Consider the following 15,222-nt stretch of genomic DNA (forward strand, 5'->3'; position numbering starts at 1 on the left):
ATGGCCTGGGCGCTCAACCAGATCCTCGACTGGTTCGCCGGTCTGCTGCTGGACTGCCTGAACGGGCTCATCACCGCGATCACCCGCGCGCTGCTGATCACCCCGGACGTCACCGCGCTGCCGCAGGTGCAGGCCCTCACCGGACGGTCGGTCTGGATCGTCGACACCGTCTTCGTCCTGGCGTTCGTCACCGCTGGCGTTCTCACCATGGTCGCCGGCGGTGACGAACGCGCCCGCTACACCGTCAAGGATCTCCTGCCGCGGTGCGTGGTCGGGTTCGTCACCGCCCACTTCTCGCAGCTGATCGCCGGCACGCTGATCGAGTTCGCGAACGCGTTCACCACCGCCCTGACCGCGCAAGACTTCAACGGTGACGGGGCCCTCGACGCCGTCAAGACCCACCTGATGGCCGCACGGGAGCAGAGCGCCGGTCTGCTGTTCGTCGTCTGCCTGGCGATCATCGTTGTCCTGCTCGCCGCCACGGCCTGCAGTGTGATCGTCCGCTTCGCGGTCGCGCTGGTGCTCACCGCGGTCGCGCCGATCGCCCTCGCGTGCCACGCCCTGCCGCAAACAGAGGGTGTGGCCCGCCTGTGGTGGCGGTCGTACGTCGCCATGCTGGCGATCCCGGTGGTGCAGGCGTTCGTGCTGTTCGCCGGCCAGTGGATGCTGCTGGACACCAGCGCCATGCTGCCGCTGCTGGGCCTGCCGGTCGAACCGGGCGGAGTGCTCAACCTGTTCGTCGTGATGGTTTTGCTGTGGACCACGGTCAAGGTGCCGGGGTTGATGCGCCGCTACGCCACGAGCGGCACAGGCGGGCGTGGCGGCAACCCGGTCGGCGCGGTCGTGCGGGTCGTCGTGGTCCAGCAACTCACCCGCGGGCTGCGCGTCCCCGGCCTGGGGGCGGTGCGGCGATGAACCGCGACCGCCGCGACGAACAGGCCGTCACCGCCCGCATGCCCGCCGACGTGGACGCGCCGGACAAGGTGCTCTACGGGCTGACATTCCGGCAACTCGCGATCCTCGCCGTCGCCGCCGTCATCTTCTACGGCGCCTGGCGCGCCCTCCACGCGATCGTGCCCGCACCGGTGCTACTCGGCGCCGCTGTCGTCCTCGGCGGCCTGGTGTTCGGCCTCGCGGTCGGCCGCCGCGACGGACTGCCCATGGACATGTGGCTGACCGCCGCGGTCCGCCACTCCCGGGCACCACGCGCTCTGTCCACCACCGACACCACCGCGAAAACACCCGACTGGGTGCAGGCCCCGGCGTCGAAGGTAATGCTGCCGGCCCCGCTGAACCTGCCCGCCGACGCCATCGACGACCACGGGGAGATCAGCCTCGGCGGTGTGAAGGCGGCGATGGTCGCGGCGACCAGCGTCAACCTCGCGTTGCGTACCGCCGACGAGCAGGCCGCCCTGGTCGGCACCTTCGGCCGCTGGTTGAACTCGCTGTCGACGCCGACGCAGATCGTGGTGTCGGCGCAGCCGGTCGACCTGCACTCCGCCGCCCGCACCCTCGCCCAGGCGGCGGACGCCATGCCGCACCCGGCTCTCGCGGACGCGGCGGCCGACCACGCCCGATTCCTCGACGACCTCGCCGAACGGCGGGACCCACTGCGCCGGCAGGTCCTCATCGTCACCCGCACCACCAGCGGCGAGCGCAGCGAGCACGCCGCCCGGCGCCGCGCCGACCAGACGGTCCGGTCGCTGTCCGGGCTGGGCGTCACCACCCGCGCCCTCGACGGCCACGCGACGACCGCCGCCCTGGCCGCCGCCGCCGACCCGTACCGGCCGCCCCGCCCCGGCGGACTCGCCGCCCCCCACACCACCATCACCGGACCTCCGGTCAGGAGGCCACGCACCAGGAGGACATCGTGATCTTCGTCAGGCGCCGACGCGCCTCGCACGACGACAACCCCAGCGCCAGCCCGCCGTCCGCAGGACTGGCGGCGGCGGTGGCACCGGCTTCGGTGGAGGTCACGCCCCGGTTCCTGCGAGTCGGGGACGGCTACGCCGCCACGCTGGTGGTGACCGGGTATCCGGCCGAGGTCGGGCCGGCGTGGCTGGAGCCGCTGCTGTCCTGGCCAGGCCGCCTCGACCTCGCGTTGCACATCGACCCGATCCCCGCCCCGGTAGCGGCGTCCCGGCTGCGCAACCAACGCGCCCGGTTCGAGTCGTCCCGGCGGGCCGATGCCGAGAAAGGGAAGTTGGCCGACCCGTCCGTGGAGGCCGCCGCCGACGACGCCGCCGACCTCGCCGAACGCCTCGCCCGCGGGGCGGCGAAGCTGTTCCGCGTCGGCCTGTACCTGACTGTGCACGCCCGCACCGAGGCCGAGCTCCTCGACGCGTGCGCGCAGGTGAAGGCCGCGGCCGCGTCCACCCTGATCGAGGTGCAGCCCGCGACGTGGCGGCACCTGCCCGGCTGGACCACCACCCTGCCGCTTGCGACCGACAGCCTGCAGATGCGCCGCACCATGGACACCCAAGCCCTGGCCGCCGCGTTCCCGCTCGCGTCGGCGGACCTGCCCGCGCCGCTGCCCGGCGACCCGGCCACCACCGGCGGGGTGCTGTACGGGGTCAACCCGGACTCCCAGGGCATCGTCTGGTGGGACCGGTGGGCGCAGGAGAACCACAACAGCGTGATCCTCGCCCGCTCCGGCGCCGGCAAGTCCTACTTCGTCAAACTCGACGTGCTGCGCAACCTGTACCAGGGGGTCCACGTCGCCGTCGTCGACCCCGAGGACGAATACCTCCGGTTGGCCGACGCGGTCGGCGGCACCATCGTGCGGCTCGGCGCACCCGGCGTGAAGATCAACCCCCTGGATCTGCCGGCCGGAGACGGCCGCCCGGACGTGCTCACCCGCCGCGGCCTGTTCCTCCACACGCTGATCAGCGTCCTGTTGGGGCAGGTACCGCCGCCCGCCGAGCGCGCCGCCCTGGACCGGGCGATCCTGCAGGTGTACCGGCAGGCGGGCATCACCGCCGACCCGGCCACCCACCACCGGCCCGCTCCCCTGCTGAAGGATCTGGCCGCGACATTGCGGGCCGACGACAACGGCGCCGCCCACGAACTCGCCGCCCGGCTGGCGCCGTGGGTGGCCGGGTCGTTCTCCGACCTGTTCGACTCACCGACCACGACCCGCCCGGACGGGCACCTCGTGGTCTGGAGCCTGCGGCACCTGCCGGACGAACTGCGCACCGTCGGCACCCTGCTCGCGCTGGACGAGATCTGGCGGCAGGTCGACCTCCCCCGGCAGTACCGCACCACCTCCTCGCCGCAGGCGCGGCGGCTGGTTGTGGTGGATGAGGCGTGGCTGCTGATGCGCGACGGGGAAGGCGCCCGGTTCCTGTTCAAGATGAGCAAGGCCGGCCGCAAGCGCAACGCCGGCCTGTCGGTCATCACCCAGGACGTCGCCGACGTGCTCGGCACCGACCTCGGCCACGCCGTCGTCGCGAATGCGGCCACGCAGGTGCTGCTCAAGCAGGCCCCGCAGGCCATCGACCAGGTCGCCGACGCCTTCGGCCTGACCGCCGGAGAACGACGGATGCTGCTGTCGGCCCGGGTCGGGCACGGCCTGCTGATCTCCGGCACAAACCGGACCGCGTTCGAGTCGATCTCCTCGCAAGCCGAACATCTTCTCGCAACCACCACACCGTCCGACCTCGCCGACCTCGACGACGGGGAGGAGGACCTGTGACACCGCCCCTTGTCGCATCGCCGCCGCCGGCACCCAGTCCTTCCGGGCCGGACGCCGGTGTCATCCTCCCGCCGAACGCGCCCGCGCGCTGGGTTCTGCACACCGCCGAATGGGTGGTAGACCGGCCGTGGCTCCTGGCAGTCGCCGCCGCCCTGCTGGTCGCGTCCGTCGCCGGGCGCCACCTGCTCGACGGGTGGCGGCATCGTCGCCACGCTGACCGGGCCCGCCTGGTCACGGTCGCTCCACCACCGGAGGTCGACCCGCACAGCGCCGCCGCGCTGTGGGCGAACCTGCACGGCACGCTCACCCCGTCGCGCCCGCGCCGGCTGCTGTACGGCAGTCCGCACGTGGTGTGGCAGTACACCTGGACCGGCCGGCAGCTCCTCATCTCGATCTGGGTGCCCGGCACAGTGCCGGCCGGGGCGGTCGAGGCCGCCGTGCGGGCCGCCTGGCCCGGCGCCGCCTGCACCACCGACGACCAGGCCCCGTGGCCGATCCCACTCGACATGCCGGCCGCCGTCGGCGGCCACCTGCTCCCGACCGCCGCGGAGTGGCTACCGATCAACACCGACCACGACAACGACCCGCTGCGGGCGCTGATGTCCGCCGGGTCGCAGCTCAAATCGGACGAGTACGCCTGCGTGCAGATCCTCGCCCGCCCCGCCGCCCCCCGCCGCGCCGCACGCGCCCGCCGCGCCGCCGGCCGGCTCCGCGACGGCAAAACGGCCGTACCGGCCATCGATCCCGCCGCGCCGCTGCTGTGGCTGATCGAGGCGTTTCTTCCCGGCCGCACCACCACCCGCAGCGGCGGCCAGCCGGCCGGCCGCCGGGATCCCGGTGTGGAGCGGGACGTGCGGGCGATCCTCGACAAGACCGCCCAGCCGCTGTGGACGATCGGTATCCGCTACGCCGTCGCGAAGAACAACCACCGTGGTGGGTCCCGGCCGCAGGCCAGGCTACGCGGTATCGCGGACGCGGTCGCCTCGTCGTTCGCCGTGTACGCCGGCCGCAACCGGATCGCGCACCGGGCGCGGATGGCGCAGCCGGTGGCCGTGCTGGCCACCCGGCGGCTCGGATCAGGGTTCCTGGCCTCCACCCCCGAGCTGGCCGTCCTGGCCGCGCTGCCGCGGGATCTGGCCGTGCCGGGGCTGGATCGGGCGCGGGCGAAGTCCATGCCCGCCCCGGTGGCGGTACCGACCGGCGGCCGAGCCACGAAGGTTCTGGGTGACGCCGAAGTCGGTGGCCACGCGGTGGCCCTGTCCGTGGCGGATGCGAGGTATCACCTGCATGTGGTCGGGTCGACGGGCTCCGGGAAGACGACCCTGCTGGTCAACATGGCCGTCGAGGACATCAGAGCCGGCCGGGGCACCGTGGTCATCGACCCGCACGGCGACATGGTCCTCGACATCCTCGACCGGCTCCCCGCCAGCGTCGCCGGGCGGGTGGTGCTGTTCGACCCCGACCAGCCCAACCCGCCCACCCTCAACCCGCTGTCCGGCGACGACCCTGACCTGGTCGTGGACAACCTCGTGTCGATCTTCGGGAACATCTTCGCCAAGGCGTGGGGGCCGCGGATGGACGACGTCATGCGGGTGGCCTGCCTGACCCTGCTGCGGCACGCCAACGTCACCCTCCAGCACATTCCGCCCCTGCTCAACTCCGCGCAGTTCAGAAGCGCGATGACCGTCGGCCTGGACGACCCGGCCGGCCTGTCCGGGTTCTGGCAGTGGTACGACCAGCTCAACCCGGCCCTGCGCTCCCAGGTCATCGGTCCCGTCCTCGCGAGGTTGCGGGCGTTCCTGCTGCGGGACTTCGTCAAGCGCACCATGCGCTACCCCCGGTCCAGCTTCGACATGGGCAAGGTCCTCGACGGCGGTGCGCTCCTCGTCAGAATCCCGAAAGGCCAGCTCGGCGAGGACACCAGCAAGCTGCTCGGCTCCCTCGTGCTGGCCCAGGTGTGGCAGGCCGCCACCGCCCGCGCCAGCGTGCCCGCCGACCGACGCCGGGACGCCACGCTGATCATCGACGAGTGTCAGAACTTCCTGACCCTCGCCAACAGTCTCGACTCGATGTTGGCGGAAGCGCGGAAGTACCGGCTGTCGATGGTCCTCGCGCACCAGGACCTGGCCCAGTTCCCGAAGGACCTACTGGCAGCCGCGTCGGCGAACGCCCGCAACAAGCTGTACTTCTCCGTCGCCCCGGAGGACGCCCGCGTGCTCGCCCGGCACACGCTGCCCGAGCTCGATGAGCACGACCTGACGCACCTGGACGCCTACACCGCCGCCGGGCGCCTCGTCGTCGGTGGGCGGCAGACGCCGGCGTTCACCCTCAAGACCCGGCCGCCGAAGCCGGTCGTGGGTGAGGCGACGGTGATCCGGCAGGCCGCAGCGGAGGCGGTGCCGGCGCAGGACACCAGCGCGATCGACGACCTCGTCGACCGGTTCTCGGCCCGACCTGACGACAACCGCCGGTCCCGTGGCAAGAGCGCTCCGAAGGCGAACACCTGAACGCCGCAGGACGGTTGACGCGAGATCGACAGATCTGTCGACCGAGGTCGACCGAGTCCCGGTCGCCCCTTCCGTGCGGGCTTCACCAGCCCTTCACCACCGATCATCACACCGCACTGACAGATCCGGCCGTCCGGGTCTGTCAGTGCCGCTCACCGGCCGTGTCCAGCCTCCGGTGACCATCTCACCGAACTCAGACACCCTCCCTCGGAGGGACTCCTCTTCCGCTTGGAGCATCCACCGTGTCCACCAACAACTCCGTCTCCCGCTCGGCTTCTGCCTCTTCCTCCGCCTCTTCGTCTGGGTCCCGGTCGTCGTCTCGTCTTGCTCGTCTTGACCGGCTTCGTCGGTTGACCGCCCGTGATCATCAGCTGTTGCGGTGGCTCGCCGAGCACTACGTGCTGTCCACCGACCAGATCACTACGGCGCTGTTCCCATCGCGTCGCTCGGCCCGGCTCCGACTCGCCCAGTTGCACCAGATGGAGGCGGTCAGCCGGTTCGCCGACGTCACCACCGGCAGCGGCCAGTACCTCTACACCCTCGGACCGCTCGGCACCGTGGTCCACCCCACCCAGTTCAACGACCCGAACCACGCCGGCGTCCGCGCTCCCCGGACCAGCATCGACCGCACCGAACGCATCATCGGCAGCCGCCGCCTGCCCCACCTGCTCGGCACCAACCAGCTGTTCATCGACCTGCTCGGCTACGCCCGCACCGACGAAAACGCCCGGCTGGCGCGGTGGTGGTCCGAACAGCACACCACCGCCGCCTTCGCCGCCGCGTCCTACGCCGCCGGCAGCGGCACCGGTGTCCAGCCCGACGGACACGGCATCTGGCACGCCGGAGGGCGCACCGTCGGGTTCTTCCTCGAACACGACAATGGCACCGAACCCCTCGGTACCGTGCTGCGCAAGCTGCGCGCCTACGAGCAGCTCGCCCGCTACGGGCCCCGCTACCCGGTGCTGCTGCGCGTCCCCGGCCGCCGCCGCGAGCAGCACCTCCTCGACGCCCTCGCCGGGGTGCCCACCGCCATGCCCGTGGCCACCGGCCTTCACGGCGAGCACCCCGCCGGGCCTGCCTGGACGCTGACCACCGACCCCGGGCCGCGCCGCTGGCTGCACGAACTGCCCTGCGACCACGGCCCGGACAACCCGGCCACCAACCCGCACCGCTTCCCCGACACCGACCCCAGCGGCCCCGACCCGGAGCCCTGACATTCACCTTCACCGCACGCGCAGAGCAGCCGTCCACCGTCGTGGGCGGCTGTGAGACCGACCGGATCTCACAGTCCCGCCGTCCCTCGCCCGCGTAATCGAGCGGTCGTCTGACAGTGCAGGTCGACGGCACTACTGACGATCATGACGGCGGCCGGCGCTGACAGATCCGGCCGCTACCTTCATCGGCACCACCTTCACCCATATATCGCTCCACCCGGTCCGGTCCCACCTCGGGAACCGCCGCCGCACCTCACGGTGCGCTCCGCCCACCCGCCCTTGTCGGCCGGTCGGCGCCCGCGCCGCGCGGCGACCCTCAGGTCGCACAGCACCACCAGCACGAACCCGCACCATCCCGCTCCACCAGCAGCCCTCTGCTGCACCCATCCCTGTTCGTCCCGTGAGTCGACCCATGTACCCGGTGGGCCGGCCGCTTCCGCGCGCCCGACAACGCGCCCTACCGAAGGAGGAACCCCAGATGACCGCAACCAACGGTGCCGCGACTCCGCTGAGCCGCTTCGGCACCCGCGTGCCGACGGTGACGCCCCGCCCGGGCCCCAAGCTCACCCCTGCGGCCACCACCGCCAGCACCACGGCGCCCACCAGCCCGGTGGTCGCGCAGACCGCGACGATCAACACCATGATCGTCTGCCTGCCCGACGGACTGCCGTCGCAGGCCCTGACCGCCACCCAGCTCGACCGGCACTTCGGCGTGTCCGGCACCCTGCAGCCCCGCTTCTGGGCCATCCCGGACATGTGGCTGTGGCAGCGGCGCGACCTGGTCGCACCTCGCAAGGGACGTCCGGTGTACTGCGCCGGCGGACCGGTCAAGCTGCTCGACCTCGCCGCCATGCGCCACGCCGCTGGCGTCGGCGCCGGCATTCGCCATCAACTGTGGCAGCAGGTCGTGCACGGCACCCGGCCGGCCACCCCGTGGCCGACCCTGCTGGCCCGTCACCTGGCGGACCCCGCCCGCTACCCGCGCGAGCGGGCCGAGGCGGACTTCCACCAGCAACCCCGCGTCAACGCGATGCGGATGCACAACGCGGCCAGCTACGGCGCCGCCCGCCTCGGCCCAGGTGAGCTGGAGATGTTCCAGGCAGGCCCGATGGCCTACCAGCACTACAGCGCCACCACCGCCGTGTGCGGCGACGCCCTGCTCACGCCGGACGGGCACAAGCTCGCACCCGCGAGCGACGCCCTGACTCACCGGGTGACCTACCTCGAGCAGGCGATGCGGTACCTCGACACCGTCGAGACCGACCAGCGGCTGCTCGCCGTCGCCCTGTAGCACCACGGCACCGGAACCGGTCGGGCACCACCGCCCATCCCCTTCTTCCCTGGGGATCGGCGGCGACCCGACCGGCTCCACGCAACTCCACCCGCGCCGCGCCGGCTCCTGGCAGCAGACGCAAGCTCTACCGCCGCGCCCCTGAGGCTTTTCGAGCCCTGCGACGCACACCCCGCCACGACCAATGCAGCCACTGCCCCTACGCCACGTCCATTGCCACCTGAACCACGCCCGCCTGGGACCACGACCGACCCGCTTCTGCGGGCCACGCGTCGTCGTACCCGCGGGCCGGAGCAGCGTGGCGTGGACTCGCTGCCGGCCCCGTGCGGGCACCGCCCGGCGCCCCGGGCTGGGGCGCCTCGCAAGCCTGGCCAGCGAAGCGGCCGACCTTTCCCTCTTCCACACATCAGGAGGTTTCCCGCCATGTCCGATCGACTGTGGTTCCGCGTCGACGACGTCCTGCCGCTCGCCGAACACGCCGCCTCCACCGGCGCGCACCGTAGGACCCGGCAGCAGTACCGGGCCGGCGTCCCGGACCAGGCCGCGCTCATCTGGTCCCACGACATCGACGGTGACTGGTTGTCCTCCAACGGCGTCCCCCGCTGGTACGACGCCGACGGCGCCGACCACCGCGTCCGCGCCGAAACCTGGACCCACACCGCCACCGGCGCCACCGGCAACCCGATCCCTACTGACGACGGACACGGATTCCTGCCCCTGCACACCGAACACCTCGACGGCCGGCGGGACCTGCTCGACCTGCTCCGCTGCGCCCGCCGCCACGGGATGCGCTGGTTCGGGCTGCACCCGGACCCGGCGAGCGACGTCCGCTACCGCGTCTTCCGCAGCCGCGGCGACATCAGCCCGCCGCTTGCCACCTGGACTCCGGCGACGGTGACCTGCGACGTGGTCGGCGGCGGCGCCTACCGCGCCATGGTCGCCACCGGCTACACCACCCTCTCCCGCGCCGGGGTGCTGTGCCGCTTCCCTCGGTTCGCGGTGCAGCGCATGGCCGCCCACCTCGACGCCCTCTACCCCGGTGACATGCCCGGCGAGCATCCCCGGCTGCGGTTCGACGGCGACGAGGTCACCGTCGAGTGGGAGGACGACGACGGCCTGGGCAGCCGCTGGGTCGAGCACGACCGCATCGTCCCGGATGCCAACCGCTGCTACGCCATCGGCGCCTACCAGTGGCCCTGGATCCGTGTCGCGTCCGAGGCGACGACCCGCGCCACCGACCCGGAGGGCCGGTCGCGGTGATCGTTGACGAGGTGTTCCACCAGCGCGGCCACGGCACCTACGAGCTGACCCGGGTGCACCACATCGACGGGTACGTCCTGCGGGTTCGGGTCTGCCGCGATAGCTACGCCACGCAGAGCACGGCGGTCGCTGAGGTCCTCACCCCGCTGTTCACCTGGACGATCATCGCGAGCAGCCCCGGTAGTGGCTGGCACCGCACGACCCCGTCCACGCCCCCGGACGCGACACCGCTGATCACGGTCGCCGACGAGGTGCTGCAGCGGGCCCGGCGGATCCTTCCCGTGCCGCCTCCGTTCACCACGCCCGGCCGCTAACCCGCCGAGACCACACCTTCCCGCGCCGCCCTGCCGGCCCGGTCGCACCTCGCGCACCAGCGGACGCCGTCCGGCACCGCGCCTTCCGAACCTCCATCCGCCCGCCGCATCAAGGCGGCCGACCTGGGTCCGCGGTCCACCGTCGCTGACCCGCCTTCTCACTGGCACCACCTGGCCGATGCCCGGCGACCCGCGCACTCGCGCACACCCGGGCACGGCCGTGCCCGGGTTTCCCGCCCTCCAGAAGGGAACCCCTCTCATGAGATCCGCCACCAGGCCGTCCTCCGGCCGCCAGCCCAGCATCGCCGTCATTGGCGGCAGTATCACCGGCCCGGTCACCGCGCTGCTGTTGCTGCACGCCGGATTCGACGACGTCACCGTCTTCGAGGCCGCGCCGGCGTCCGCGCCGCTGGGCGGCGGCCTCATCGGCCTGGAACACCCCGCCCTCGACGTGCTCGACCGCCTCGACATCGGCCAGCACGAGTTCGTGGCCCACGACTCCGAGGCCATCGTTCAAATGACCGTCCGCGACCGCCAGCCGGCCGAGACGATCCGGCGTACCTATCCGGGGCGGAACACCACCTGGACGCTGCTGCACCAGGCGCTGATCCGCCGCCTGCCCGCCGGTGTCCTGCACACCGGTATGACGGTCACCGCCCTGGCCGAGCAGGCCGGTCGGCCGGTGCTGCGGTTCCGCGACGGCCACACCGCGGCCGCCGACCTGGTCGTGTTCGCCGACGGCCGGTCCTCCACCGGCCGCCGGCTGCTGGATCCCGAGCGGGCCCTGCGGTACGCGGGCTACGTCGCTCACCGCGGCATCGCCGACATCGCCCCCGAGCCCGGGCTGCGGGATTTCCTGCGGTTGCAGCCCTGCCCGGGCGTGCAGTTCAACCTCGCCCCGGTACCCGGCGGCTGCGACTGGACCTTCTACCTCGACTGCACCCGCGCCGAGTACGCGCAGCGGTTCGGCGCCGACCCCACCCGCCGGGTCTTTGCCCTGCCCCGGCACGTCAGCCCCGCCGCCCGCGCCCACGTCGACACCCACGCCGACCTGCTCCTCCCGGCCGACCACGCCGCCGTCGTGCACGCCACCACCACCCGGATGGCGGTACCGGTCCTCGACATCACCCCACCGCAGCGCATGGTCTGGCCCGTCGGCGCCGGTCACGCCGTTCTGCTCGGCGACGCCCTCGCCCCCGTCCGCCCGCACACCGCGCGCGGCGCCAACAACGGCATCGAACAAGCTGCCGGCCTCGCTGCCGCCCTCACTCAGCACCGCAAGTACCGAGCTGACCTCACCGCCGCCCTGCACGGCTGGCAACGCCGACACCTGCCCGCCGCCGTCGCCGCTGTGCACCGCGGGCCCGTCATCGGCCACCAGCTCGGCCTCGGCACCCACCAGCCCGCCTAGTAACCCACCCGAGAGGAAAGGAGGTGGCCCTCGTGGCCACCAAGACCACCGCGATCCTCATCGACGACCTCGACGGCTCCACCGACGACGTCGCCACCTACCAGTTCGCCTTCAACGGCGTCACCTACGAGATCGACCTGTCCGCCGGCAACTTCGACCGGATGGCCGCGGCGTTCGGCCCGTTCATCACGGCCGGACGGCGCCTGCCGAAACAGCCCCGGCCACCACGGCGGCAGGACGACACCGCGACCGGCCGCACCCAGAGCCAGGAGATCCGCACCTGGTGGTGGACCGTGAACTGGCAGGAGCTGAACCTGCCCCAGCCACGAACCGGCGGCGTCATCCCCGCCGCGGTGCGCGACGCCTACCACGCCGCCCACTGACCCCGGTCCCTACCGTGCCGTCCGGCGGGCGATCACCGGGCGGCACACCTGGACGCGCCTCGCAGAGTCCCGCATCCCGGGCAGACGACTTGATCAAAACCCGATCCGAAGCGTGCATCAGTGCACGCCTCACTCACCAACCCCTGCCGAGGGCAGGAGAAAGGGGGCCACGCGCCCATGACCAGCACCCCCACCAGCACGACCACCGACACGGCCGCACCAGCGCCACTGGCACCCAGCGTCGAGAAGGTCCTCGCCGCGCTGCACCGGCTCGGCGAGGCCACCGCCGCTGCCATCGCCACCGACGCCGGCCTCGGCTACTCCACCACCACCCCGAAACTGCGCACCCTGGCAAGCGCGGGACTGGCCGAGCCCACTCGAAGCGACACCGGACCCACCCTGTGGCGGCTGACCGACGCCGGCCGCGCGCATACCGAACAGGGCGGACACGGTGAGCCCGCAGCGGAGCCCGCTACCCGCGACACCGACACACCCGGTACCTCCGCCGGTCACGGTCCGATCGGCGGCGACAGGCAGGGCACTGGGGAGGCTGACGACAAAGACGGCGACGATCGGCCAGCCGTTGAGGTTGCCGCCGGCGGGCAGCCGAACGCCCTCCAGGAATCGGCATCGCCGGCTCCTGGTGATGCCGACGCGGTAGCCGAGGCGGCCGCTGAGGCCGAGGGCACCGACACCGAGCACGGCGACGACAACGCCCGCTCGACTGCCGAGCTCGAGGTGTCAATCGCGGCCGACAGCATCGGCCAGGCCATCGGAGCGACGTCCGCAGCGAACGATGCGGACGCCGAACCGGCCACACCGGATGGTCTGCCTGCTGGCACGGCCACCGACAGCACCACGGGTGAACCCTTCACGGAAGCACCGGCCGCACCGCCGACCACGCAAACGACGGGCGAGGCGGCACAAACCCCTACCCGGCGGGCGTCGGGCTCCCTGCGCGGCGCGATTCTCGACGTCCTCGAGGCCAACCCCGGCCGGCAGTACAAGGTCAGTGAGCTGTGCAGGCTGGTCGACCGGGCCAACGAGGGAACCGGCGCGAAGAAGGCCAGCGCGGGCGCGGTCCACAACGCCGCCGTGAAGCTCGTCGGAACCGGGCGAGCGGTCCTGGTCGCCGAGAAACCCGCCACGTTCGCCCTCGCCGACCCGACCGTCTGAACGATCCCGCCCTGCCGGTAGCCCGGGGGCGGGCGTCGAACTTCCCGGAACCACGCCCGCCTCCGGTGCTCCTTCCATAGAAAGGAGCGTCCGAAGTGTCTCCCATCCTGACCTCGATCGTCACCGCCGCCGGTGGAGTCCTCGCCGGTCTCGCCCTCGCCGCAGCGCTGCTGTGGCGCCAGCAGCAGGCGCTGGCCCGCGCCCGCTACGCCGCCGGCCACGACGACACCACCGGCCTACCGAATCGGCGGGCCCTGCTCGCCGCCCTCACCCGCGCCACACGCGCCGATGCCCCGTTCGGGCTCGTCCTGCTCGACCTCGACGGCTTCAAAGCCGTCAACGACACCTTCGGCCACGAGGCCGGCAACGAGGTCCTCACCGAGGTCGGCCGGCGGCTGGCCGCCCTGCGAGGGCCGGTGCGCCTCGCCGCGCGCCTGTCCGGCGATGAGTTCGCCCTGCTGGTCGACGGCGGCCCCGACGACGTTGCCGCCGCCGCGCGCGCCGCCTGGCGGGCGGTCGGCCGCCATTCCGTCGACCTCGGCGCGCACACGCTGACTCTGCGCGCCAGCGTCGGGCATACCAGCGCCGCCCTCGGCGTCAGCCCGCGGGCCCTGCTGCACCAGGCCGACACCGCGATGTATCAGGCCAAACAATCCGGTGCCGGAGTCCATGGCGCCACCGCCATCAACAGCCGCACCGGTCCCCCGCCGGGTTCCCGCCCGCGGGACCTGCGTCGCCGCTAACCGCTAACGGACACCGAAGGGGGTCGCCCGCCGACGACGTGCGCGAGGACAGCGTTCTGCCGCGTCTCGGCGGGCACTCGTGTATCGACGTTGCCTGGCAAGATCACGACGGGAGGTAGGTCATTGCAGTACACGTGGGTTTCGTCGGCTGGCGGGCCGCTGCTCGTCGCCCCGCAATCGGCGCTGTCACTGTGGAGCGGCGCTGATAGCACGGATGGACCCGTGGAGAGCTGGGGGGACTACGGCCGGGCGTGCGCGATCGACGGTTACGTCGGCGTGGTCGCCATCGGTCAGCGGCAGGCGCTTGTTCTGGGCGACGAGCCGGCAATGACGACGTACCTGTCCTCGGAACGGCTGTTCCTGCGGTGGGCAGCGGCGTACGAGGAAGACGATCTGGTGAGCGCTGCCCGCCGAGCGGTACGTGATGGCGTGGATTGGGACGCAGATAACAATGTCCGTTGGGTGGTGGACGGGCCAGTTGTGATGTTCGATTCGGCGTGGCCGGGGGCGGAGTTGGAGCCCGACAACCACCTCGTGATCGATCTCTGCCCGGGCGAATACCGGGTCCGTGCGACGTATCGCGCCGATGGTGACACCTGGATGGTCCTCGTTCAGCTTCAACCCGTGTCATGAACTCGCACGCTTATGCCCCTGACCACCTTGCCGTCGATTTCGGAGTCGCGCTCAGCTCAGACGGTGTCGGCGGTACTGCGGGGAGATCTCGCCGACCTCGATCCCGTTCTCGTCCAGGGCGTTGTAAATCGTCAGCCAGTCATCGGCGAATCGCAGACCCAGGGCCACGCTGCCGTCCGCCATGTCGCCCCCGACGTACTCCAGGAGCTCCACCTCCGCCAGGCGCTGCCCGTGTCGAGCAGCCAACGACGCGGGAGCATCGTCGCGCCACCGCAGGCGAAAGCCATCCGATGTCGGCCATACCGGCGCCCGGGTCACGTCGATCGTGCACCAGGTGATCGAGATGTCGTCGAACTTCTGATGGTTGATCTCCAGGCGTTCCTCATCGAAGTCGAGCACCATCGGGCAGTCGGCGAACCACGAATCGTCGTCGTCATCCCAGACCACCCAGGTGGACGTCAGCCTGCGGCCCACGAGGCCCCGTAGTCGCTGGGCGTGACGGCTGGCGATGTCGGATATTCCGTGGCGCCAGTCTGGCTGGTAGCCGGGGATCCCGAAGTTGAACGTCATCGGGGCAAGGTAGTCCTGGTCCGGGC

General features: G+C 72.0%; 14 protein-coding genes. 13 read left to right on the forward strand and 1 reads right to left on the reverse strand.

The window, feature by feature from the left end:
* The 13 genes from FB455_RS31420 to FB455_RS31480 all read left to right on the forward strand — a co-directional run bounded on the left by FB455_RS31420 (window position 1) and on the right by FB455_RS31480 (window position 14,626).
* Entirely contained in the window at window positions 1-915 is a 915-nt protein-coding gene (locus FB455_RS31420) for a TrbL/VirB6 family protein (protein ID WP_013285001.1), read from the forward strand.
* Window positions 912-1,874 carry a PrgI family protein gene (locus FB455_RS31425; protein ID WP_013285000.1) on the forward strand — a complete coding sequence of 321 codons (963 nt, stop codon included), beginning with the start codon at window positions 912-914 and terminating at the stop codon, window positions 1,872-1,874. The genes FB455_RS31420 and FB455_RS31425 overlap by 4 nt, the downstream gene beginning before the upstream one ends.
* On the forward strand, window positions 1,871-3,694 hold the full coding sequence (locus tag FB455_RS31430; protein WP_013284999.1) for a VirB4 family type IV secretion system protein: 1,824 nt from the start codon (window positions 1,871-1,873) through the stop codon (window positions 3,692-3,694). The genes FB455_RS31425 and FB455_RS31430 overlap by 4 nt, the downstream gene beginning before the upstream one ends.
* On the forward strand, window positions 3,691-6,201 hold the full coding sequence (locus tag FB455_RS31435) for a helicase HerA domain-containing protein (RefSeq protein ID WP_013284998.1): 2,511 nt from the start codon (window positions 3,691-3,693) through the stop codon (window positions 6,199-6,201). Before FB455_RS31430 ends, FB455_RS31435 begins: the two co-directional genes overlap by 4 nt.
* Before the next feature lie 374 nt (window positions 6,202-6,575).
* Window positions 6,576-7,415 (forward strand): replication-relaxation family protein, encoded by an 840-nt coding sequence (locus FB455_RS31440; RefSeq protein WP_013284997.1) that lies wholly within the window; start codon window positions 6,576-6,578, stop codon window positions 7,413-7,415.
* 478 nt (window positions 7,416-7,893) lie between these two features.
* Window positions 7,894-8,706, forward strand: a complete 813-nt coding sequence (locus FB455_RS31445; protein ID WP_013284996.1) for a hypothetical protein — start codon at window positions 7,894-7,896, stop codon at window positions 8,704-8,706.
* A 423-nt stretch (window positions 8,707-9,129) separates the two neighbouring features.
* The gene (locus FB455_RS31450; RefSeq protein ID WP_013284995.1) at window positions 9,130-9,966 is read left to right on the forward strand and encodes a hypothetical protein; all 837 of its coding nucleotides are present in this window, start codon (window positions 9,130-9,132) and stop codon (window positions 9,964-9,966) included.
* On the forward strand, window positions 9,963-10,280 hold the full coding sequence (locus tag FB455_RS31455; protein ID WP_013284994.1) for a hypothetical protein: 318 nt from the start codon (window positions 9,963-9,965) through the stop codon (window positions 10,278-10,280). Before FB455_RS31450 ends, FB455_RS31455 begins: the two co-directional genes overlap by 4 nt.
* A 259-nt stretch (window positions 10,281-10,539) precedes the next feature.
* Window positions 10,540-11,691 (forward strand): FAD-dependent monooxygenase, encoded by a 1,152-nt coding sequence (locus tag FB455_RS31460; protein ID WP_013284993.1) that lies wholly within the window; start codon window positions 10,540-10,542, stop codon window positions 11,689-11,691.
* A gap of 32 nt (window positions 11,692-11,723) precedes the next feature.
* Entirely contained in the window at window positions 11,724-12,074 is a 351-nt protein-coding gene (locus FB455_RS31465; protein ID WP_013284992.1) for a histone-like nucleoid-structuring protein Lsr2, read from the forward strand.
* 177 nt (window positions 12,075-12,251) lie between these two features.
* The gene (locus FB455_RS31470) at window positions 12,252-13,250 is read left to right on the forward strand and encodes a hypothetical protein (protein ID WP_013284991.1); all 999 of its coding nucleotides are present in this window, start codon (window positions 12,252-12,254) and stop codon (window positions 13,248-13,250) included.
* Between the two features lie 95 nt (window positions 13,251-13,345).
* Entirely contained in the window at window positions 13,346-13,993 is a 648-nt protein-coding gene (locus FB455_RS31475; RefSeq protein ID WP_013284990.1) for a GGDEF domain-containing protein, read from the forward strand.
* Window positions 13,994-14,116: 123 nt separating this feature from the next.
* Complete coding sequence (locus FB455_RS31480) at window positions 14,117-14,626, forward strand: immunity 21 family protein (protein ID WP_114919799.1); 510 nt, start codon at window positions 14,117-14,119, stop codon at window positions 14,624-14,626.
* A 51-nt stretch (window positions 14,627-14,677) separates the two neighbouring features.
* On the opposite strand, the gene FB455_RS31485 is transcribed toward FB455_RS31480, so the two are convergent.
* Window positions 14,678-15,196: a hypothetical protein gene (locus FB455_RS31485; protein ID WP_013284988.1), complete on the reverse strand. Its 519-nt coding sequence runs from the start codon at window positions 15,194-15,196 to the stop codon at window positions 14,678-14,680.
* Window positions 15,197-15,222 lie beyond the last annotated feature (26 nt).

The organism is Micromonospora sp. CNZ296 (genome assembly GCF_007827635.1).